Source organism: Oceanobacillus polygoni (assembly GCF_008304605.1).
GTDB lineage: Bacteria > Bacillota > Bacilli > Bacillales > Amphibacillaceae > Oceanobacillus > Oceanobacillus polygoni.
This window is the reverse complement of record NZ_PIJY01000021.1, coordinates 23263-46590: the sequence shown is the minus strand read 5'-3', so window position 1 is coordinate 46590 and position 23328 is coordinate 23263. Positions and strand designations below refer to the sequence as shown.

General features: G+C 36.1%; 21 protein-coding genes and 1 riboswitch. Of the genes, 14 read left to right on the top strand and 7 right to left on the bottom strand.

Going from position 1 to position 23328, the window contains the following annotated elements; all coding sequences use genetic code 11:
* Positions 1 to 47 precede the first annotated feature (47 nt).
* Positions 48 to 239 carry a hypothetical protein gene (locus tag F1560_RS08035; RefSeq protein ID WP_149474121.1) on the top strand — a complete coding sequence of 64 codons (192 nt, stop codon included), beginning with the start codon at positions 48 to 50 and terminating at the stop codon, positions 237 to 239.
* Between the two features lie 107 nt (positions 240 to 346).
* Here the strand turns inward: F1560_RS08035 and F1560_RS22095 are convergent, their stop codons facing one another.
* On the bottom strand, positions 347 to 520 hold the full coding sequence (locus tag F1560_RS22095) for a hypothetical protein (protein ID WP_187773663.1): 174 nt from the start codon (positions 518 to 520) through the stop codon (positions 347 to 349).
* Between the two features lie 228 nt (positions 521 to 748).
* On the opposite strand from F1560_RS22095, the gene F1560_RS08030 reads away from it, so the two are divergent.
* Both F1560_RS08030 and F1560_RS08025 read left to right on the top strand, forming a co-directional pair.
* Complete coding sequence (locus F1560_RS08030) at positions 749 to 2197, top strand: DEAD/DEAH box helicase (RefSeq protein ID WP_149474120.1); 1449 nt, start codon at positions 749 to 751, stop codon at positions 2195 to 2197.
* A 1144-nt stretch (positions 2198 to 3341) separates the two neighbouring features.
* Positions 3342 to 4526: an endonuclease gene (locus F1560_RS08025; RefSeq protein ID WP_149474119.1), complete on the top strand. Its 1185-nt coding sequence runs from the start codon at positions 3342 to 3344 to the stop codon at positions 4524 to 4526.
* A 402-nt stretch (positions 4527 to 4928) separates the two neighbouring features.
* Here F1560_RS08025 and F1560_RS08020 read toward each other — a convergent pair whose 3' ends face one another.
* Both F1560_RS08020 and F1560_RS08015 read right to left on the bottom strand, forming a co-directional pair.
* The gene (locus F1560_RS08020; protein WP_149474118.1) at positions 4929 to 7949 is read right to left on the bottom strand and encodes a M14 family metallopeptidase; all 3021 of its coding nucleotides are present in this window, start codon (positions 7947 to 7949) and stop codon (positions 4929 to 4931) included.
* A gap of 94 nt (positions 7950 to 8043) precedes the next feature.
* Positions 8044 to 9645 carry a glutathione ABC transporter substrate-binding protein gene (locus tag F1560_RS08015; protein WP_149474117.1) on the bottom strand — a complete coding sequence of 534 codons (1602 nt, stop codon included), beginning with the start codon at positions 9643 to 9645 and terminating at the stop codon, positions 8044 to 8046.
* Positions 9646 to 9979: 334 nt separating this feature from the next.
* Between F1560_RS08015 and F1560_RS08010 the strand changes: the two genes are divergently transcribed.
* The 9 genes from F1560_RS08010 to F1560_RS07970 all read left to right on the top strand — a co-directional run bounded on the left by F1560_RS08010 (position 9980) and on the right by F1560_RS07970 (position 18638).
* Entirely contained in the window at positions 9980 to 10327 is a 348-nt protein-coding gene (locus tag F1560_RS08010) for a cupin domain-containing protein (protein WP_149474116.1), read from the top strand.
* A 24-nt stretch (positions 10328 to 10351) separates the two neighbouring features.
* The gene (locus tag F1560_RS08005; RefSeq protein WP_149474115.1) at positions 10352 to 11389 is read left to right on the top strand and encodes a TRAP transporter substrate-binding protein; all 1038 of its coding nucleotides are present in this window, start codon (positions 10352 to 10354) and stop codon (positions 11387 to 11389) included.
* 39 nt (positions 11390 to 11428) lie between these two features.
* Positions 11429 to 11944, top strand: a complete 516-nt coding sequence (locus tag F1560_RS08000) for a TRAP transporter small permease (protein WP_149474114.1) — start codon at positions 11429 to 11431, stop codon at positions 11942 to 11944.
* On the top strand, positions 11941 to 13233 hold the full coding sequence (locus F1560_RS07995; protein WP_149474113.1) for a TRAP transporter large permease: 1293 nt from the start codon (positions 11941 to 11943) through the stop codon (positions 13231 to 13233). The genes F1560_RS08000 and F1560_RS07995 overlap by 4 nt, the downstream gene beginning before the upstream one ends.
* A 26-nt stretch (positions 13234 to 13259) precedes the next feature.
* Positions 13260 to 14027 carry an IclR family transcriptional regulator gene (locus tag F1560_RS07990; RefSeq protein ID WP_149474112.1) on the top strand — a complete coding sequence of 256 codons (768 nt, stop codon included), beginning with the start codon at positions 13260 to 13262 and terminating at the stop codon, positions 14025 to 14027.
* A 52-nt stretch (positions 14028 to 14079) separates the two neighbouring features.
* Positions 14080 to 15243 (top strand): CaiB/BaiF CoA transferase family protein, encoded by a 1164-nt coding sequence (locus tag F1560_RS07985; RefSeq protein ID WP_149474111.1) that lies wholly within the window; start codon positions 14080 to 14082, stop codon positions 15241 to 15243.
* 561 nt (positions 15244 to 15804) lie between these two features.
* Positions 15805 to 15904: riboswitch (TPP riboswitch) on the top strand.
* A gap of 137 nt (positions 15905 to 16041) precedes the next feature.
* Positions 16042 to 16794 carry a 3-oxoacyl-ACP reductase gene (locus tag F1560_RS07980; protein WP_149474110.1) on the top strand — a complete coding sequence of 251 codons (753 nt, stop codon included), beginning with the start codon at positions 16042 to 16044 and terminating at the stop codon, positions 16792 to 16794.
* 81 nt (positions 16795 to 16875) lie between these two features.
* On the top strand, positions 16876 to 18186 hold the full coding sequence (locus F1560_RS07975) for an LLM class flavin-dependent oxidoreductase (RefSeq protein WP_149474109.1): 1311 nt from the start codon (positions 16876 to 16878) through the stop codon (positions 18184 to 18186).
* A gap of 257 nt (positions 18187 to 18443) precedes the next feature.
* Entirely contained in the window at positions 18444 to 18638 is a 195-nt protein-coding gene (locus tag F1560_RS07970; RefSeq protein WP_149474108.1) for a hypothetical protein, read from the top strand.
* A 252-nt stretch (positions 18639 to 18890) separates the two neighbouring features.
* Here F1560_RS07970 and F1560_RS22305 read toward each other — a convergent pair whose 3' ends face one another.
* The 3 genes from F1560_RS22305 to F1560_RS07960 form a co-directional block, all read right to left on the bottom strand.
* On the bottom strand, positions 18891 to 19349 hold the full coding sequence (locus F1560_RS22305; protein WP_210095887.1) for a uroporphyrinogen decarboxylase family protein: 459 nt from the start codon (positions 19347 to 19349) through the stop codon (positions 18891 to 18893).
* A gap of 148 nt (positions 19350 to 19497) precedes the next feature.
* On the bottom strand, positions 19498 to 19665 hold the full coding sequence (locus tag F1560_RS22300) for a hypothetical protein (RefSeq protein WP_210095879.1): 168 nt from the start codon (positions 19663 to 19665) through the stop codon (positions 19498 to 19500).
* A 126-nt stretch (positions 19666 to 19791) separates the two neighbouring features.
* Complete coding sequence (locus F1560_RS07960) at positions 19792 to 20193, bottom strand: cupin domain-containing protein (protein ID WP_149474107.1); 402 nt, start codon at positions 20191 to 20193, stop codon at positions 19792 to 19794.
* 349 nt (positions 20194 to 20542) lie between these two features.
* On the opposite strand from F1560_RS07960, the gene F1560_RS07955 reads away from it, so the two are divergent.
* Positions 20543 to 21871, top strand: a complete 1329-nt coding sequence (locus F1560_RS07955) for a flavin monoamine oxidase family protein (RefSeq protein WP_149474106.1) — start codon at positions 20543 to 20545, stop codon at positions 21869 to 21871.
* A 224-nt stretch (positions 21872 to 22095) separates the two neighbouring features.
* Here the strand turns inward: F1560_RS07955 and F1560_RS07950 are convergent, their stop codons facing one another.
* Complete coding sequence (locus F1560_RS07950; protein ID WP_149474105.1) at positions 22096 to 22245, bottom strand: aspartyl-phosphate phosphatase Spo0E family protein; 150 nt, start codon at positions 22243 to 22245, stop codon at positions 22096 to 22098.
* Between the two features lie 233 nt (positions 22246 to 22478).
* Between F1560_RS07950 and F1560_RS07945 the strand changes: the two genes are divergently transcribed.
* The gene (locus F1560_RS07945) at positions 22479 to 23048 is read left to right on the top strand and encodes a helix-turn-helix domain-containing protein (protein ID WP_187773662.1); all 570 of its coding nucleotides are present in this window, start codon (positions 22479 to 22481) and stop codon (positions 23046 to 23048) included.
* Positions 23049 to 23328 lie beyond the last annotated feature (280 nt).

Here is a 23328-nt window from a genome sequence, read left to right as displayed (position 1 = left end):
TGCTATACTTACTGAACAATTGGATACAAAAGGAGTTAAGGTAGCAGATGAAATATTATACATCTCACATGAAAAAACTAGTTAAAAATAATGAAGAATTACAAGAAAAGCTAAAAAGTATAATGAAAGAACATGATCTTGAAAAGACCTTTGCGCTTAAGGCTTTGTACCATAATGAGGTTGCTTCAGGCGGAAAATATCAGGATGCATATCGGGAACTTGACTTACCTAATAGGTAGGTCATTTTTTATTTGTATACATTAAAAGCAGTAGCGTCTTAGAGCAGAATCTGTGAAAACAGAAAAAAGTACCGTTTATATAGAAACGGTACTCTCTAAATCAGTTATTAACTTCCCATTTTACGGCGGGTGACACTCGGTTTCTTCGCGAGTTGGCTTTGCATATGCTTTGCTGAGCCTTTGCCATTTTGGGTGTTTCTATTGTTTGCTTGCGCTTGTTTTTTTCGTTCCAGTTGCTGCTGTACAATCTCTCTGGTACTAAGCTTTTTTTCGTTGGACATGTATTGTCTCCTCTTCGTGCGTGATACTCTTATTATAATATGTTTTTGTTACATTTAGCTATCTATATTTTTAATTGTTTTTGCTGCTACCAATCAATAACTTAATATTCAACCTGATCCGAGCCGGGAAGTGACAGGCACCCGATGTTAATGTTTCATGATATACTGGTCTTTAAGTCATACTAAGAACGGAAATATAAGAAAAAATAACATAAAAGAGGTTAACAAATGACAGAGATACGTTTCACCGATTATAAACTAAGCGAAGACATAATGAATGCACTAAAAAGTTTAGGTTACGAAAAGCCAACAGAGGTGCAAAGCAAGGTTATTCCACTTGTGTTAGAGAAGAAAGATCTCGTTGCGAAATCGCAAACTGGAAGTGGGAAGACAGCTTCTTACGGGATTCCAATCTGTGAACTAGTCGATTGGCTCGAAAATAAACCACAGGCACTTGTCTTAACCCCAACAAGAGAACTCGCTGTCCAAGTGACGGATGACTTGACCAATATAGGAAGGTTTAAACGGATTAAGGCAACAGCCATTTACGGCAAACAGCCGATTGCCATTCAAAAGACCGAATTGAAACAAAAAAACCATGTAGTAGTTGGTACCCCAGGACGTGTATTTGATCATATTGAAAGAGGTACACTTTCCCTCGATAAGATTCGCTATCTTGTTATTGATGAAGCAGACGAAATGTTGAATATGGGATTTATTGAACAAGTAAAAGCGATTATTAATAAGTTACCTAAAGAAAGAGTAACTCTGTTATTCTCGGCTACCCTACCAGAAGCAGTAAAAAGCTTAGCACAGAAGTATATGAAAGACCCGATTGATATTGAAATAAAAGCTTCTGGAATGACGACGGATAAAATCGAACATTTTCTTTATAACGTTCGTGAACAAGACAAACTCTCCTTGCTTAAAGACATAACGATTGTAGAAAATCCAGATAGCTGCATCATTTTTTGTCGAACAAAAGATAGAGTCGATATGCTGTGTGATGAATTAACCGATTCAGGCTACAGCAGCGATAAAATCCATGGCGGCATGGAACAAGACGATCGTTTAGCAGTCATGAATGATTTTAAAAAGGGAGAATTCCGTTATTTAATTGCGACCGATGTGGCTGCAAGAGGAATTGATATTGAGAATATTACCCATGTCATTAATTATGATATCCCATTAGAAAAAGAAAGCTATGTCCACCGAACTGGAAGAACGGCACGAGCAGGCTTGAGCGGAAAAGCGATTACCTTGGTAACGCCATTTGAAGACCGCTTTTTGAATGAAATAGAAGAATATATTGGTTTTACAATTCCAGCGAAGCATGTACCGGCAATGGAAGACGTTACACGTAATAAATCTGCTTTTAAGGAAAAAATGAACAAGCGACCAATCTTAAAAAAGTCTAAAAGTGAACAACTAAATAAACAAATCATGAAGTTATATTTTAATGGCGGAAAGAAAAAAAAGCTTCGAGCAGTTGATTTCGTTGGCACAATTGCAAAAATAGATGGTGTTGCAGTAGAGGATATTGGTATTATTACAATCCAAGATACGGTATCCTTCGTGGAAATACTAAATGGAAAAGGGCCACTTGTGTTGGAAACGATGAAGCATACGAAAGTAAAAGGGAAATTGTTGAAAGTGTATGAAGCGAATAAGAAATAATCAGGTGAGATTAATAATAAACCCTGATGCTTTTGAAAAATCATTTATTAGGCGAAAGCAAACCATAGGTAAAGAGATGGAAACAATCATGGTTCAAGAAGTTACTCCGGCCGAACGTTGCTGACCAACGAGGTTTAAAGTTATTAGGAGATGGTCGCAAGTGTTTTTTCATTTATGTATGACCTTATGGGGGCCATACATTGTGGGCAGGGTTTTTGGATTGGATTTTCATAAATAGGTATCGGAGGACTTTGGAAACAAGAACTGTAATTAAGGTTAATCATTGATTTTCTCAATACTTTAGAGCTACTTCTACAAAATCACATACAACTTTTGATGTTTATTATGTAGAGACTATTTATGTTACTTTTAGATGGAGTATGGGCAATCTCCGAATCACTTAAATCTAGAAGCCTGGAATAAATTCATGTCTAATGGATACAGATATAGAGAGAAGTGCGCTAACACTTCTCTCTGCAACCTCTACCGTTAGGGTGATGGTTGTCAAAAAAATTATTTGTTTTGAGAACCAACCTTTTGCTGTGACGGCGCGGGGTGGTTTTCTTTCGTTCAAGAAAAGTTTCTCTCTAGCTGTAAACTTCACAACATCTGAGACTATTCATCCTATATGCTTCTTTTAATATCAAAAAATGCCACTAAAAACAATGAACTACATGAACTTCATTTGTTCTAGCAACTCACTATTCTAATAAAAACAAACTAGATATTTAACATAGTTTAGAAAGTTACAATTCAGACATACTTATCAATTTACTTAGGGGTTATAGCTGTCAGAATTGAATATCGATGCTCTGTTTTATTCATTTCTACATGACTTTTCTCGATCAATCTGCATGTAGAGCGTGATAATTTTTTTAGCTGTGAGCTACCCCCGATAATCAAATCTGCTGCGTTCCATTCATGAAACGCTGAAAAACAGAGCAAGCACTTATTTACTTGGAAACTTTTAGATGTCGTTAGTTTCTTTTATACCGCTATTTTTGATAATAAATCTACCAAATCCAGTATTTCTAACTACGACATATCTCATATTTTTTGTTACAGCAATTTTATACTCCGGTAAACCTAACTTTATAACCGTGTTATATAATACAGGTGAACCAACCAAAAGGAGGAGAATCAATTGCAAAGTAATCAAAAGAGAATACTGATAGTAGCTGTTTTATTGCTTGCGTCTGTACTGTTGTTTATCAAACCGGTAACAAATACTTTCGTGAATGCATCCTCAGGTAATGGGTCAGACTCGTCTCCATACACAGTCACACGGGCGGTGGCCAATCAAGACAATTCGACTAAAACGGTTGAGGGATATATTGTTGGTCAACCAGTCTCCACAACTTCAGTCATCACGACTAATTTTCCAAATAATTATGCTTTTGCCTTAGCTGACAGTCCTGCTGCAACGAACATAGAAGAAATGATTTATGTTCAAATATCATCTTCATTCCGCACTTCATTTGGGCTAAAATCTAATCCTTCCTTATTAGGAGAGAAAGTAAAAGTAACTGGTACACTAACAAACTACTTTGCACATGCTGGAATAAAAAATGGCACTGCTTTTGAACTACAGGATGACGGCGCAGAGCCACCAGAAACAGATCCAGAGCCTGAAGCTCCAGACACTGACGGCTATTATGATGATGCAAACGGTAAATCAGGCGAAGAATTAAAGTCTGCTCTACATAACATCATTGATGATCATACAGAAATCTCCTATGACAATGTTTGGGAAGCACTGCGTGAAACAGACGAAGATCCAAACAACTCAAATAATGTACTCCTGCTTTATACTGGACGTTCACAAGGGAAAAACGAAAATGGCGGAAATGCGGATGACTGGAATCGCGAACATGTTTGGGCAAAATCGCATGGAGACTTTGGTACATCGATGGGCCCTGGCACAGACCTCCATCACCTCCGACCAACAGATGCTTCCGTAAACAGTTCCAGAAGTAATCTCGACTTTGATGAAGGCGGCACAGAGCATGAAGAGGCAGCTGGAAACTACTATGACTCCGATTCCTGGGAACCAAGGGATAGTGTAAAAGGCGATGTGGCAAGAATGCTTTTTTATATGGACGTACGTTATGAAGGAGATAGCGATGAACTAGATTTGGAATTAAATAATGAGGTCAATAATGGATCTGCACCATACCACGGCAAGCTGTCCGTATTGCTGGAGTGGCATGAGGAAGACCCGGTTGATGACTTTGAAAGAAGAAGAAACGACATCATCTATAACGATTACCAGCATAACCGTAATCCATTTATTGATCATCCGGAATGGGTAGCGGAAATTTGGGAATAAAATTGTTGGTAGATAATCTGATGTGAGTGTTGATTTTTCGGCTAAGTAAGGTGCCTTTATATGGGGAGATTTATCTAAAATCGAAGTATCTTTCATTTTTTCTTAGAAACATTGTAAGGCTTAAATGCTTGATTGGAACAGACAATGGATACAGTATCAATAAACAGAAATACGACATCCATTGCCTGTTCTTTTTTAAAACATAGAAGATATCCAGTTCCGATTCAAAATTAACTCCTCTATACTCAAAAACCTCTGATATTGTTCATAATTATGAAATTAGCATGGAAATTACCCCACCGTTGATTCATTACTCCACGTCAACTGTCATATCAAAAACTTCTATTCTAATCTGAAATCCTTCGTTACTCATCAACTTCTTTTCTACAATTATTCAACAACCTAAGACAAAATACGAGAAGTAACAGGCACCTTTAACGGTCGCGATCGCTCGATACGGATCCCTTCTAAATCATAGTTTTTATAAACCTCTTGTATATCACTCCTAATCCATTCTATCGCTCCAAGATTAAACAGTTTTTGTGCTTCTTTACAGCTATCTAAAGCATCACCATAAACTGTTTCATCAGCCGCTTCTGATATTAGATCCGCACTTACCCATTCTGGAAAACGAGAAATTGCACTTGTACTTGTTGAATCTGTTTTTGTTTCCCATTTATAAAAAATAAGCTCTTCCGTCAGTTCAATTGGAAATAGTTCTGGCATAAATTGATTTCCATACTTTTTATACCTTTCCATCCAATAGTTATTCATATCCTGTAATTTGGATGCTTTAACCTTTTGTTGAATCCCGTGCGTAATCTTGTTCAATACAACTGAATGTTCAGGGTACGTTTTTTGATTTAACATACGGGAAATACCATAAATCATAGCATTTGGAATCCAATACGACATATGAAATCTTGGTGGAATATGATATCCAGCAAACGGTTGTGTCCATTCATGACTTGGGATGCCATGATTATCAATAACGATATCAGGAGCCCAGCGATTCATAATCTTTGGTACAACATTCCCCTCGCCGAAAATAGTATCTTGATATCTAACATCTGAATATTCTAACCCAACAGCATTATATCTTGCTGCATGGTGCTTCCATTCCGGATTATCAAGAATCATCTGCTTATGTAATTCAGTCCCATCAGGATTGGCACGGGGGATGATTACCAGGTTCATATTTTCAGTAATGTAAGGGTGTTTTTCAATGATTTCGTCAATTAATTCAGCAACTGCTGGCATACTGGAAACTTCATTTGCATGATGCCCTGTTTCAATAAGTATCGTTGGTTTACTGGCAGATAATTTGATAGCCGAATAATAGGTTTCTTCTGTATTGGCAACTATTTCATATACAAATATTGGTTTATTACGATACGAATAATCAGCTATCCATGTATGGAATTGAGCTTTCGTTGGACGTGGAAGATCATCTGGCAGTTTTTCAACTTGTACATGACTGTTAATGCTTTCATTCATTAACTTTTGTCCTTTTCCAAATCGGTATTTTACCTCAATAGGTGTTCTCTGTTCATGATTAAAAAGCAGTTGCTCTGTTAAAATGGATTCTTTTGTTCTATCTATCCATTTGTATGCTGTTATGTCAGCTTTTGGTTTGATGCCTTCCCTGACACTTATAAAAGGATAGATACCTCCAGGAGAAGTATATCCGTTTCCAACGGTTTGTTCTCCTTTTACAAGAAAATAATCTAATGTGTTAAAATAAAGATCCTCATGCAATGCCTCCAGCGATGAAATCCTTTCCTCTCCTACCGGTAGTTTTAACTCTTCTTCACTCATTTCAACATTTATTTCAATCCGATCAAATAACGGTCTTGTAAACCCTCCATTTGCAGAAGTACGATCTGTCTTAGCCCATAGCTCAGATAAAATACTTTCTGCATAAAATGTATAAAATCGTTCCCGATCTGTCTGGAAGGTGTGCTGAACTATTTGCTTCTTACCTTCGCAAATTGATAAATGAGCCGTTGTGGGATAACTATATTTCCCTTCCTCCACATAAGGGACTTTCGATACTGGGATTACGATTTGGTTTTCATAGAGCTGATTACCGTCAAGGTCTTTTGCGATTACTTCGTATGTAGCATCTAAAGATTCACATAAATTAAAGTCAACAAAGCAAGAATCAATCTGTAATTCCTTAGCCATTACTTCATCAACTGGATAAATTTCCTGTATCCATCGAATCGGCAATTCAAGTCCATCTGCCCTTTCCTCTTTTAAACAATTGATGACAACTGACCCAATTTGTTGTTTGAGTTTCAATAAATTCGGCAAAACTTCTTCGGTCAGCCAAAAATAACCTGGTTTAAATGCGGAACGAACCAAAACGTTTGCCATTGGAAATTTACTTTCAATAGTCTTTTTGATATCATCTCGTATTACATTCGGTTCTGAAATAAAAATATTTATGTCAAGGTCTTTTTTATCCTCTATGTATCTGTTCCATTCTTCAACCTTATCAAAGAGTTCCTGCTTTTCACCTTCGTCTTCCCACGTAACCTGAAAAAGTACCTCATCTTTATTATCCAGCTTTTTAAATTTTTGTTCCCAGCTACCAAAGTGTCCACCAAACGTCCAGTGTCTTTCCCTAAAAAAGTAGGAAATAGCATTTGTTAATGATTTACTTGCTCCTGTAAATTGAATAACATTTCCATCCAATTGTATGCTTGCATTCTCTGCTTCACGAGACTGAAATTGAAACGTCAATGCATTTGTTGAATTCTTACCAGTAATCGGAAAGCTCAACGCAGTGGATTCCATTCCTATCCGGGAAGCCCCATAATAAATTTCAATCCAGGAATGATGTTCCAGAGTATCCTCCGTTAAAAATAAAACATGATGGTTGTTTATTGGACTCGCTTTTTCATTATGCATGAAGCCAATTTCATTCCAGACCTTTGTTAAACTATCTACTTTATATATCTTTTCAGAGATAGTAGTATTCTGACTTTCAACTGGACTAACTGTAATGTTACCGTCTTCCACTTCAATCCAAATTTCACTATCATTCAATTTAATCCTTTTAACAGGAACATCACCGACAAAATTCCGATGCCACTTTCCAGCTAGGAATCGTAATAATATCGAAACTGCTTCTTCATTTTGATAGTAAATTAGGAGGTGGTTCAAATTCCACTCCACATAAGTTTCCTCTTCGTCTTTTACAAAAGATAACCGATTTGAATAACGATTATTTTCCTGAAGAAAATCAAATGATAAGCTGGTAGTTTCAAAACCAAGTCTGGCGCAAAAGTCGATTAAGCCCTCTGGATGAAGTTCATCATTTAAGTCAAACCATATGTTCACTTGATCAGCAACCCTATCTTGATTCTGATCTTGGACTAGACCACCGATTTCCCACATATCCCTTAAGTCTCTCATTATATCAACATACCTTCCTATTAAAATGATTCTATTTTATTGCATTTCACAAAACATCCCACTATATTTAGTGGGATATCCTTACAGTCACCAATTATTCAATATAAACATCTTTCAATTGAAGATATTGTGTAGGTAGCTGCGATAAACCTTTTACTTCGTCACGGACAGCCATCAAATATTCCTGATAGTTAATATTGATGGTTGGAGCAATATCAACTAACTTTTCTTGTAACTGACTGTAAAGATCTAACCGTTTTTCTTCATCTGTCATTTGACGTGCTTCCTCGATCAGTTCATCCAACTCATCATCCTTTGTAAAGGTTCGATTACCAGGAGAACCCAAACTATCCGAATGGAACAGCGGATATACAGAATAATCAGGATCCCCAGTACCAGTCACCCAACCTAGTACAAACATATCATGCTCACCATTTGCTGTTTGCTCAAGATATGCTCCCCATTCTAGAACTTCTACTTCTGCTTTAATACCAATTTCAGCCAATTGTGCTTGAACGCTAGTTGCTGTATCTATTCTTTGACGATCCTCATTTGTCCATATCATTGTGGAAAAGCCATTTTCATATCCCGCTTCTGCTAATAATTCTTTTGCCTTTTCTACATCATAATTGAGATCCTTAACGTTTTCATCATGGCCTTTCAAATCTGGAGGAATCGGACCATTCGCTAACGCACCATAACCATCATAAATCCCATCAATAATTTGCTCTTTATCCACTGCCATAGAAACGGCTTGACGTACGCGTTGGTCATCAAACGGTTCTTTTTCCATATTAAATCCGATATACTCCCATCTTACACTGCTTTGTTGGTGTAAGGATACACCATCCGTTGATTCTATCTGTGCAACATCGGAAGGGCTAAGCGGATTTGAGATGTGGCTATCTCCCGTATTCAATTCCGCAATACGTGTCAAATCTTCAGGAACGACTTTAAATGTTACAGAATCAAGTAGTGCTGTTCCATCCCAATATTCTTCATTTTTTACTAAACGAACGTATTCACCAGTCTTCCATTCATCAAATAAAAAATATCCTGTTCCTATTGGTTTTGAATTTATGACAGTTCCTGGATCTTCACCATTTTCCATTGCCGCATAATCTTCTTCAATTACATCTAAAGAAACCATTCCACTTACTGGATGAGCCAAATGAGCAGGAAGTGGAGCAAACGGATATTCCGTTTCAATATGTATGGTATATTCATCCACTACTTCGATATTTGTAATCATCTCAAACATGGAACTTTGGGACGATCCAACATCAGGATTTTGAATTCGTTCTATGTTAGCTTTAGCCACTTCTGCATTAAATGGAGATCCATCATGGAAGGTTACTCCTTCCTGTAATTTAAACTCCCACACATTATCTTCAATATTTTCCCATTCGCTTGCAAGACCTGGGATTAGTTCCATTTCTTCATTCTGCTTTACCAATGTTTCAAAAATATTTCTCTGAACGTCGTAAGAAGCAATATCATTGGAACCGTTAGGGTCTAAGGATACTACATCGGAGACTTTGGCAATAATTAAATCTCCTCCTTGTCCTTCATTACTTGCATCATTGCCCTCTGCATTACTTTCATCATTATTTCCCGGTTCATTTGCACAAGCTGCAAAAACTATTCCTATTAATACTATTAATGTAATTAAAAAAACCCTTTTGGGTGCTATCATCTCGTAACCCCTTTTCGACAAATTTTATATATTTTAGTTTAAGTTAAAATAATTAAAATAGCAATTTAATTTAGATTATTTACTTTAGACATGGTCTTTATATTATTCGAATCGAGTGTTTAAAGAAATCTCTTACTATATGAACATAAAATAAACACAAAAATTATCTGTTCAACTAAAATAAAATGTTTATTCTGTTTATTCAAACCCTTGAAATATTACTGACAATATGCTAAGTTGTATTTATCTAATTGGAATACTATTCCGAATAATGGAACATTATTAGTTATAACTTATTTGTAAGCGGATACAAAATGTGAGAGGAGCAAATAAAATGGTTTTTTGGAAAAACGAGAAAGATGTTGAGGTCTATTCACCTCCAGGTCACGAAGGCACTTTCAATAGACGTCTAGTAGGGATTGCTGAAGGTATTGAAAATGTGGAGGTAATCATCGGAGAAATGGAGCCAGGTGGTCTAGCAGATCCCCACTTGCATAAAAACATAGAACAAATCATGTATATATTATCGGGAGAGATGTATGCAATCATTGAAGGACAAGAAGCTAAATTATCAGCAGGAGATATTGTTTGGATTCCGAAAGAAGCAACCCACGATATCAGAAATACAGGTAATGAAAATTTACGATTTGTACTAATTTATTCTCCACAGAAAGAAAGATAAAACTAAGCAAAAGGAGGAGTAAAAATGAGAAAAATGACCATTCTCACCCTCTTATTATGGAGTAGCTTACTAATAGTATCTAGTTGTAGCCAAGTCGACGGGAAGAACAATGAGGATAAAATAATACTCAAAATCGCCGATTCCCTACCAACAACAAACTATTTGTCCTCAGAAGGAACCGTGTTTTTCATGAAACGTGTGAAGGAATTAACTGATGGTCAAGTCGAGTTCGAACATTATCCCGCAGAGCAGATTGGGAAAGCCAGTAGCTATCTTGATCTCACATTGTCCAAAACAATAGATATCGGATACACATCCTATTCAACTGAAAGACTTCCATTGACCGAAGTTGTTACTTTACCAGGTGCTTACAATACGGCACAAGAAGGTTCTGAAGTTTTTTGGAAACTCATGCAAGAATATCTAACGGAAGAAGAGTATATGAAACATAATGTGCGTCCAATATTTGCAGTTGCTCTCCCTCAATATCAATATGTAACAGCTAATAAGCCAATTCGTAGTCTGGACGATATTAATGGAACAAAAGCTCGTGTGACGGGGACAATGGAATTTGGTTTCGATTTACTCGGAGCTTCTCCGGTATTCATGCCTGCATCTGAAGCGTATACAGCTTTGGAACGCGGAACGGTAGATGGGGTCACCTTCCCTTACACTAGTTTCGAAGCTTATCAGATTGAAACAATTACGAACTATACAACCAAGGATGCCAACTTTGGAAGTTTTGTCGTTGTATATGCCATTAATGAAGAAATATATGAATCTCTTCCAGAAAGTATTAAAAAGGCCATTAAAAAGGCGGGAGATGAGACCGTTGAGCATTTGTCAAAATTTCTAGACGATAAGAATGAAGAATTAGCACAAAAGTATAAAACGGAAATGGAAGTCTACGAATTGACGGAGGAAGAGTCTGCTGAATGGGATAAAGCTTTTGAACCAGCTTGGGATCGATGGGCAGAAGATTTGGAGAATCGCGGATTTAATGCATATGAAACAATTAAAAGGTATAGAGACATTCAAGAAGAACTGGGTTATGCACAGTAATCAAACTGATGAACTACTAAATCCAGAAGAGGTGAGAATATGGGGTTATTCTTAAGATGGTTTGATCGATTGGAAGTGTTATCTTTACGACTTTCACAGGTCGCTTTAGTAATAATGATGTTATTGACAACTAGTGACGCGGTTAGCAGATATATTTTCAATCAATCCATTGTTGGAGCCTATGAAATAACAGAGATGTATGTGATGGTTGCTCTCGTATTTTTAAGTATGAGTTTCGTAAAGAAAGTTGATGGACATATTCGTCTGGATATATTATTTGAAAAATTCCCGATAAAAGTTCAACACTTTTTAGATGCCTTTTACAGCCTATTAGCAGCAGCAATGTTTTTCTTTATCGGGCTGAGAGGGTTGAATATGACATTAGAAGCAATCCAATACCAATATGTTGCTGCGGGACTGATTAACCTTCCCTTATGGCTTTCTTACATCTGGCTTCCTATCGGTTCATTCCTGTTTGTTATCCGTCTATTGATCTCTTCTATTCGATTGATTTTATTCAGAAATAAAACAACATTGAAGGGTGAGATATTATGACGGTAGCTATCCCATTACTTTTGATGCTTCTATTTTTAGCTTTCGGTATGCCCATTGCTTTTGCTCTAGGGGTATCCGGGAGTATCGGTCTCTTAATAAACAGTGGCTGGGATTCTTTTTTAGGTATCATGCAGACAGCGCCTTACGACAGTGTAAAAAGTTTTATTATGAGTGCAATTCCAATGTTTATTTTGATGGCATCGTTAATGACAGTAAGCGGAATTATGAAAGATTTATTTGAAGCAGCGTATAAATGGTTAGGCAAATTACCTGGTGGACTTGGAATTGCCACAGTATTTGCAGGCGCTATGATGGCTGCCGTTTCTGGTTCAAGTCAAGCTGCAGCTGCAGCGATGTCGAAAGCGGCAACACCTGAAATGAAAAAGTATAATTACAGCACCCCCTTCACTATGGGAGTAATTAGTATGGCGGGAACACTAGCTGTTATGATCCCACCTAGTATCATCCTTATCCTTTATGGAATCTTAACCGAAACCGGGGTAGGATCTCTTTTAATTGCTGGGATTATACCTGGTGTCATCACTGCACTCGGTTATATAGTAGTCATTTTTATTTGGGTAAAATTAAAACCTGATATCGCTCCAAAGATTGAAATCAATCCCACACTAAAAGAAAAGGTTCATGCGCTTAAAAGTGTTTGGCCAGTCCTGACTATCATCCTTTTTGTAATGGGAGGTATTTACAGTGGATTGATTACGGCTACAGAAGCAGGAGCTGTGGGTGCTTTTGTCACTTTTTTAATTATTCTTTTTATGGGTAGGCTAAATAAAAAAAAATTCGGTGTTGCACTCAGTGACACAATAAAGTCTACAACAATGATTATGACAATCATTATCGGTGCCCACATTTTCAGTTATTTCTTGACATTAACCCAATCAACCCAAAGGGTTGTTGGATTGATTGATAGTTTAGATGTTTCTCGATACTTGATTCTAATAACCATTGTTATCATATATTTAATTTTAGGTTTTTTCATGGACCAAATTGCAATTCTCATTTTAACGTTGCCATTAACTTTCCCAATTATTATTTCTCTCGGTTTTAACCCAGTATGGTTTGGAATCATCATCACGAAAACTGTAGAAATCGGACTGGTTACACCACCGGTAGGAATGAATGTTTATGTAGCAACTGGAGCCGCGGGAGTCAAACCGACTGAAGGCTTTAAAGGGGTTATATGGTTTGTTATCGCGGATTTGATTATCTTAGCGGTTCTCATTTCCTTACCTGCATTAGTACTTTGGCTTCCAGAAATGATGGTCAAGTAAAAGTGATTTAGAAAGGACTGTTTAATTTGGGTTCAAATGTCATCTCTAAAACGTTTAAAATACTGAGAGCCTTTACAGATGAAAAAAACGAATGGGGAGTTAATGAGCTTTCCAGACACTTGGAGATGCCAGTCAGCAGTCTCCATAGAATGATTACAACATTAAAGCAGGAATATATATTAGAGTATTCTGAACAAACAAATAAATACAGAATCGGAATTGATTTTATTCGGATGGCATCCATCATATCCTCGAATGTGAATATTAATAAGATCGTTCGACCTTATTTGGAGAGTTTGTCAACAGAATTACATCACTCCATTTATTTTGCGATGTATTATTCGCAGTACAAAAAGCTTTCATTTATAGATAGTGTTAAAAGTTCCTCCGCCCTTCAATATGTTCTTGACCTTGGAGTATTAGAACCCATCCATATTGCAGCAAGCGGGAAAACTATCTTGGCCTATCTCAGTAATCTCGAGGTAGCAGCTGTATTAGAATCAGAAAAAGTATCAGTGAGTGAGAAAAATGAAATATTGGAGGAACTTGCGCGAATAAGGTCACAGGGTTATGCGATTACAGCGAATGAACGGAAAAAGGGAGCAATGAGCATAGGTTCGCCAATCTTTAATTCAAGCGGAGAAGTGATTGGAAGTGTCATTTGTGTCATTCCAATCAGCGACTATAAAAAAGAGCTCGAAAATCAATATATCAAAAAAGTTAAAGATGCCGCTGAAGATATTTCCTACTCATTAGGATACTTGGGTAAACCGATGGAACGTTTGCCTAATTAATATGGTTTATTAAGATATCAGTTTCAAAATATATTTTTAGGAGGAGATAATGATGAATGGCCCACTAGATGGAGTTCGTATTCTTGATTTGACTTCTGTGGTTATGGGCCCGTATTGCACCTCATTATTAGCAGATATGGGAGCAGATGTCATTAAAATTGAAAACCTAACGGGAGATTCGACGCGTTACCTAGGCCCTTCAAAACACCAAGGAATGGGAAGCCTTTTTCTTCATTTAAATCGTAACAAAAGAAGTGTTACTTTGAACTTGAAAAAAGAAGAAGAAAAAGCGGCACTGCTTGAGCTCGTGAAAGAAGCAGATGTTTTTGTTCACACGATGAGGCCAAAGGCTATTGAAAAGCTTGGTTTATCATATGAACATTTGAATTCCTTAAATAGTCGGCTGATATACTGTGGTATGTACGGATTCAGTAAAAAGGGGCTTTATAAAGATAAGCCAGCATACGATGATATTATCCAGGCTGCCTCTGGTATAGCGGCTGCCCAAGGTAAAATTACGGGAGACCCTCAGTACCTTGCAACTGTCTTAGCCGATAAAACTGCAGGTTTGTTTGGACTGAGTGCAATCTTGTCTGCTTTATACCATCGTGAACAAAACGGATACGGCCAGGAAATTGAGGTGCCAATGTTCGAAACAATTGTTTCTTATACGATGTTAGAACATATGTATGGAAAGACTTATTCACCTGCTTTAGGGCCTGCTTATTATTCCAGGGTCACTTCACCGAACAGAAAGCCTTACAAAACCAAAGATGGTTTCATAAGTGTTCTGATATACAATGACAAGCACTGGAAAACATTTTTTGAGGTGGCTGATCGAAAGGAATTAATCAACGATAAGCGATTCAGTGATATGACATCAAGGACAGAACATATTGATTTTGTATACGGTACAGTAGAAGAAACCTTGCTGACAAAAACAACGGAAGAATGGCTTTCTTTATTGAATGCAGCAGATATTCCATGTACAAAAGTCAATACACCTGATGATTTATTTGAAGATCCGCATCTGAATTCCATTAATTTTTTCGAAAGTGTCCAACATCCGACGGAAGGGGAAATCTGGAATATGAAGTTTCCAGTGACCTTTTCAAAAAACCCTCTTGAAGTCAATCGTTATGCCCCGAACTTAGGGGAGCATAACAATGAAGTATTGAATGAATTAGGTTGGCACTTAAAGCAAAAAAATTATTGATTTTAATGCTTTATAATTATTAAAAGGCGAGTAAAACTATACGACGTTCAGACTCGTTTTTCGATCCATGGTTTAAGTTGTAATACGCTAAATTTGTCTCGGTTCCCCCTAGTAATAGATAATGAAGCATTTTCGGCGTACCATCATTGGTACTGGTACTGTCCAATATAAAGCTGAGTAATTAAAACAGATGATGTCAAATTCATAATGTAGATTCTTGAGCCCTCGCTAACCCAATGAGAGTTGCTGAGGGCTCTATTAAACTCCAACTATACAAACAGCAACCATAATTTCCATAATATTGGACATGATATCATATAATTCTGCCCCTCTATTAAAATACATTTGAATAAAATCTGTTAAGACAGCTTAGGATGCCGAAATTAAGATTAGCGTTCGTAAGCCAAACATTTATACCTTCAAGTAAGAAGGTTAAGCATATTACTATAGATTAGTTATGAAAGTAGATATTTAAAACAACAAAACTGTACAAACACATTAACCCTCCCTATTCCCTTGACATAAATTTCTAAAGATTATAACATAAGGATATAACTTAATTATATGCACTAGGGGTGTTATTTAACTGAGATGAGTATTACTCAAACCCTTTGAACCTGAACTAGTTGAAACTAGCGTAGGAAAGTGTAAACTCTAAATACATACTTAAAGAACGATTACACCTTATTCTTAATATGTAGTTATTTGTTTTTACGCAACTTTCCTATGGGAAGGTTGCGTATTTTTTATTTTATTATGTAAGTTTCGCTCTAAATTAAAATTATAGGAGTTGTTAGGATGACTAGAACAGTATTAGTAACAGGTAGTAGCAGAGGGTTAGGAGCAACTATTGCAAAGACATTGGCAGAACAAGGATTTCAAGTGGTTATCAACTACTATCAAAGCAAAGATGCTGCTGAGAAGCTCGTTTCTGAGATTGGTGAAGAGAATGCTATTGCCATTCGGGCTGATGTAACAAATCGTAATGAAGTAGATGAATTAATAAAAAAGGGAACGGAATATTTTGGTCAAATAGATGTTGTAGTCAATAATGCATTAGTAGACTTCAAATTTGATCCGAACAAACAAAAACCTTTCACAGAACTTACTTGGGATGATTATCAAAAACAACTGGATGGTACGTTAAAAGCAGCATTTAATATAGTTCAAAGTGTGATCCCACAATTTATTGAACGGCAAAATGGAAGTATTATAAGCATCGGTACAAATTTATATCAAAACCCTGTTGTACCCTATCACGAATATACTACAGCTAAAGCTGGATTAATCGGTTTTACACGGAATATCGCTTCCGAATTAGGAGTATATGGCATAAAAGCGAATGTAGTTTCAGGTGGATTATTAAAAACAACTAACGCCAGTGCTGTTACAACACCAGAAGTATTCAATTTAATTGCTCAATCAACGCCGTTGAAGAAGGTGACCACACCTCAAGATGTAGCCAATATGGTCGCTTATTTATCTTCGGAAAATGCAGACGGTATTACAGGTCAAAATTTCACAGTAGACGGCGGTTTGACAATGAACTAATAGCATAAAATATACTAGATAATTCTTCAAAAACGGAATACACAAGTCAGTTAATCATGATGTGTTTTGAGGTGTAAATAAATGACAAAAACGAAAGAAAAACAACTACATTTAGGTGTTTTGCTGTATGGTTGTGGACATCATCAAGCTGCTTGGTTAATGCCTAACTCAAGCGTTGAACATATTGGGGAGATTTCTTATTATCAATCTTTAGCACAGGTAGCAGAAAAAGGTTACTTTGATGCAGTATTTTTTGCAGATAATCAATCCTTTCCAGCTAAAAATGCCAGTGATATGCCAGCATTTTGGTTTGATCCAGTAGTTAATTTAACAGCTATTTCTCAAGTGACAAATCATGTTGGATTAGTTGCAACAATTTCAAGTACTTTCTCTAATCCTTTCACAGCTTCACGACAACTCTTAAGTTTAGACCATATTACAAAAGGGCGCGTTGGTTGGAATCTCGTTACCTCCATGACTGATTTTGAGGCGTTGAATCATAGTATGGAAGAACTGCCTCCTCGTGACAAACGTTATGAAAAGGCAGATGAATTCGCTGCTTTAATGAATAAATTATTTCTTTCATGGCACAGTAATGCGTTTCTGCATCAGCGGGAAGAAAGAAAATTGATAAACCCATCAAACATTCAGCCATTTCATCACGATGGTACGTATTTTAAAGTGCATGGCCCATCCACCACGCCAAAAAGCCCGCAAGGCAAACCAGTATCCATGCAAGCGGGTGCATCAAAACAAGGCATTGCATTAGCCGCAAAATATGCGGATGCAGTCTATTCCGTGTCGTGGAACTTAAAACAAGCAAAAAATTTCCGTAAAAAATTAGATGAACAAGTTAAACAAAGCGAAGACAGCAGCAGACATATTAAAGTATTTCCAGGCCTAGTAACGTATGTAGGACATACACGTGAAGAAGCTTTAGCCAAAAAAGCAGCATTAGATGAGCAATTACCTATTGAAACTGCTTTAAAACAGTTGAGTTTCTTTATTCAACAAGACTGTTCAAATTGGGAAATTGATCAAGAAGTACCTCCATTACCTCCTGTAGAAGAATTTACTGGTCCAGTTGGACGTTACGAAACGATACTGGAAATTATTCATGATACACAACCTACAGTAAGAGAATTATTAGGATACCTTAGTGCAGGCGGTGGACATCACACACTGATAGGTACACCCGAAGAAATTGTGGATCAGATGGAAGTCTGGTTTGAAGCTGGTGTGGCTGACGGATTTAATCTTATGCCTCCTACATTACCCGGCAGTTTAGAAGACTTTGTGGAACTGATTGTTCCTGAAATGCAAAAAAGAGGTATTTTCAGAAAGAGTTATGAAGGTCATACCTTTCGTGAACATTTAGGATTAACAAAATAATTAGATTGGACTTACGTTATTATACTTTGCATCTTCACCATTATGTTTGTATAGTTTATTAACAAAGGGAATTTCATAGGCAGACCAACCTTTCTCAATGATCTTTTCAATTGCACGATTGAGATTTCAGATGAGAGTGGAAATAACAGTGTTCATTACCAAGGGAAAGAACGATTGCGCAACAATAAACCGTTGCAACTGGTACATTTATGAAAAAAGAGCGCTAACAAGACAATTCCTTTTGGAGGTAATAAGAATTGAAACGACAAACAAAAATTCATATTATCGGATGGATACTAGCTCTCATTCTAGGGTTCCTTAAATGGCAGTATCCAGCAGAAACTTCTCTTATAACTTCTGGACTCGGAGGACTGATCACTTTTCTATTGGTTGGAGCGTTAATATTTTATCCTTTAAAAAGTAAATCTAAAAGTGATAATAAACCGACTTGAATTATTCAAGATTAAAGGGAAAACAACCTTAATAGGTTGATAGTCTGTTGCTTTGCCGTAGAGTAACTACTACATTAATTGAAAAACGGCCCACACCTTTTTTATGATGTGGGCCCACTTCTACAGTTTAATTAAACCTTCCCTGCCGAGATTGAAAGTTATTCATACCTCGATTTATTTTTTATAATATGTCCCATAAAATTCAACTTTGTTATTGCCAGCAACTCGGGATGTTGCTTCACTTGGATCATATTATGGGGCAACTAATTCCCTAATTCCACCAAGTAAACATTTATCTGTTTTCGAACGAGCTTCTGCTAGAGATGGAGATACCCAACGATCATGCCAATTTAATACATTTACAGGATATTTCTCAATTAGATCAAACATAATCCTATCCCCATGCATATGAGCGATATTTAAAAAAGTTGCTTGATTATAGCTTTCTATTACCTTTAAGTCATAAGATACTCCAAACTCTTTACATTCTTCCTCTGTTAATAATTCGGTAGTTGCGCATTGAGTTGCAAAGAAGAACCCGTCTACATCAGCGTTAACATTTGCTTCAACAAAATTAACCGTAGTCTCCGTTATTACATCAAGTGCTTGTTTAAATAGAGCCGGATTTTCCTTCATATCCATTAAAATTCTATCCCAAGCTAATTTACGCGCTACTGTTAAAGGACTGAAAATAGTTTGAACAAACGGGATATCCTCTTATACCATCTTACTTACATGTTGAGCTAATTGAAGTTGCTTTCCGTACGTACCATATATTGCTGGTAAAACTTTTAATTTACTCCAATTCTTAACCGACTCTATTCCATTTTTTTTAACCACTGGAGGTTTATTAGCTTTACTATAGTACTGAACAACCGCTCCCCCAATCTTCAAAACAGTATAATCCAAATGGCATTAATTTAATAAAATCAATAGCATACTTCTTTGCAAATTCAACTTGATGTTCCGCAAGACTTCTAGGGTTAATATCTTCTGCCGAAATATGCATCCACATACTCACCGGCACACGGTCAACTTCCTTTATATTTATAGCTGCTTCCAAACGCTCAAATTTATTCAGCTATAAAATATGAATAAAGCCAATGTTTTCTATTTAAGAAAACATTGGCTTTATTATTTCAATGTATATTAATTAATTCATCATTCCTGGATCAGCTGGTGCATGTTTCGTGTAGATTGCCTCTCCATCACTTTCACCATCAAATACAACTGGTACATTTGGTGAGAATAAGATTATATCTCCTGTTTCTGCAACGTGACGGTTGCCTTCTTCGTCACGGAGGACAAATTTCCCTTTTGTTACAACTTTGAATTCTAGTGTTTCATATAAGAAATCAAATGATTCTCCTGGCTTCATTGAGAACAAGCCGATTGTAAGTGGATTTAACGATTCCGTTACTGGGATATCTACAATTTCGCTGTTTACTCCTCGTTTGTCAATCATTTTACCTAAATCTAGTAATGGATACTTTTTTTCTAAATCTGCTACTTTAAAGATTTCAAATCCTGGTTTGCTAGCTAATGGTTTAGTCATGATTATCCTCCTATAATTTAATTATTGGTAAGCATTATTAAGCTATACTTAATAGTTACTAGTATATATCTATTTTTTACATTGTACAGTATGGTTTTTTTATTCATATAGTGTGATTATGTATACTATAATGTTAAAAAAAACGTACTACTTTTAATGGTATATATTATATATATGCGTATAGTACATTTTTAAAAAAATCTATATGATTTTAAAATTCCTACTTTTCATTAAACTATTAATGTTTATAATATAAAGTATATTAAGTATAGCTTAACTAAGTTATACTTAATAGGAGGAAATATAAGCTATTCAATTTTTAAAAAATAATAAGAGGAGGGTATTAAAAATGACAAGTACTAATTATGATGTAATCATTGTTGGAGCTGGATTTTCTGGAGTAACAGCATCAAGAGAGCTAAGTAATAGAGGGTTCAAAACGTTGGTCTTAGAGGGAAGAAATCGTATCGGTGGTCGAACTTGGACAGATAATCGATTGGGTAAGAACATTGAAATAGGTGGAACCTATGTTCATTGGAACCAGCCTCATATGTGGGCGGAACTTACACGCTATAACTTACAAGTAAGAGAAAGTCCAACAATGGAGAAAGCGTACTGGATTAAAGACGGTAAAGTGAAGTCCGGAACATATGAGGAATTGCAAGAAAAACACATGATTGGTATGGAAGAATTCTTAAAGGGTGGCCGAGATTACTTTCCTCGTCCATATAATCCTTTCTTTGACAATACTTTAGAGGAAGTCGATCATCTTTCTGTGGCAGATAGATTAAAAGCAATAAAACCATTGGTAAGTAAAGATGTCTATAGTATACTAGAATCTACTTGGAGTGAATATACTAGTACGGATGACTTGGATCAACCTGGCTTGGCGCAAGCTTATCGATGGGCTGCCCTCACAGGTCATGATATGAATCAGTTTCAAGACACGTTTGAATTATTTAGTATTGAAACTGGTACTAAATCACTAATCGAATCTATCGCCAATGATAGTAAAGCAGACTTGCAACTATCTACTCCTGTATCAGTAATTGAAAAGACAGATAAGGGTTATAAAGTGACTACCAGAAATGGAAGCGATTTCACAGCCAAATCTGTGATTGTTGCAGTACCAGTAAATGTAATTAATAATATTGAATTTAAGCCAGCTTTACCGGCTGAGCTACGCCAATTTTCATCTGAAAAACAATCAAGTAGAGGGATTAAAGTATGGGCAAAAGTACGTGGACTTACTACTTCAGTTAAATTGAAAGCAGGACCAGAATATCCAGTAAACAGTGCTCATGCAGAATATATAGACGGAGATGAAGCTATCCTAATGGGCTTCGGTAACGATTCTACTCTGAATATGGAAGATCCTAAAGAAGTTGAGAAAGCATTTCGTCACTGGCTACCTAATATTGAAGTAATTGAAAGTGCTGGACATAATTGGGTAAAGGATGAGTTTTCTCAAGGAACATGGGGAGTATTAAAGAAAAATCAGTTATCAAAATATGTTAAAGAAGTTCCTAACACGGAAAATGGGTTATTCTTGGCTGGCTCAGATTTCGCCAAAGGCTGGGTTGGTTATATGGATGGAGCTATTGAGAGTGGAATAACTACTAGTAAACGTGTAGAAAAATATCTGCAAGAACAGGAACTAGCTTTGGCAAAAAATTAAATTAGATTGTCATGTAATATTAACTAAGGGAGCAAAGAAATGAAAACGATTTTATTATTACCTACAATCAGAATAATTTGTCTCCCTATAACATTTAAAGATCCAAAAGGTCTACTAAACTCTAAGGTTTAGTAGACCTTTTAATATTGCAGTATAAGGAAAAGAACTCATGTCTTTTTTTATCCGTCTATTAATAGTGTAATCATGGTGATGTTATGTGATGACTATAAAAGTTTTTGATATTCATTAATTAATTCATCTAGTTCCATGCTGGATTCAATGACCACTGTAGAATTCAAATCATTATAATCACTCAATGAAATCATTATCTCTCTATATTCTTCAATTTTTTCTAATAAAGCATCTTTAACCACGATAATTTTCCCCCAATTTTATTCACTCACGACCTATTAAGTATGAGTTAACTAAGTTATAATTAATATAACATATATATTAATTCAAAAAAACATTTTTTGTTAATCCCCAACTCATAGCATAACCGATACTATGAGTTCAGTTAGCTACCATTTAATTATGGCGTTTGGAGATATGAAATTTGTTATTATATATGCAGTCAATGTGTTTTACATTAAGGGGGGGTAAAAAATTGGAAGAATATTCTCAAGTAGAGATTGGAAAAAAAATTAGAGATATGCGATTGAATAAAAATATTTCTATTAACAAGGTAAGTAAAATAACTGGATTAACTCCTAGTTTTATTAGTCAATTTGAAAGAGGTCTTACAAGTGCTTCTATCGATTCTATCATTAAACTAGCTGATGCAATTGATGTTAAATTGACTATGCTTTTTAGTGACAATGTTAATCAGGAGAGCCAAAGTAAAAACCCAGTCATTATTCGAAAAAGCGAAAGACCTTCTTTATCCTCTGGATCAACAAATAATATGCTAGAATATTTACTGACACACCCTGATAGCAAATTAGAGGTATACCTTTCTAAGCTAAACCCTGGTGCATCAACTTCTAGTAAGTTTTCTAACAATGGAGTGGATGAATTTTTATTAATTCTAGAAGGGAAATTGGAAATTGAAGTGGAGAATGTAAATTATGTTCTAAGTGAAGGAGATACCATGACAATGGATGGTTCGCTATCAAAATCTTGGGAAAATAGTAGTGATTCTGTAACAACAATTCTATGGATATATAACAGAGCATAATCCGCATTTCTCTGACGATACCCCAAAAAACAATATGCAAAAAATAGCTGATAAAGACGGATTCGGTAAGTCCTTTAAAGAAAAGACAGAACAATTTGATAAGCATATTCAACAAAAAAAGGAAAAACAGAATAGTAAAGAACAGAAGGTAGAAAAGAGAGCAAAAAAAGATAGAGGTCTTTCATTATAAGTATTTCTTCGAGAAATTTTACAACCACCGGTTCGGTGGTTTTTTCTTTATAAGGCATTCTTTAGTGATTCAAAGCATTGATATCGTGCA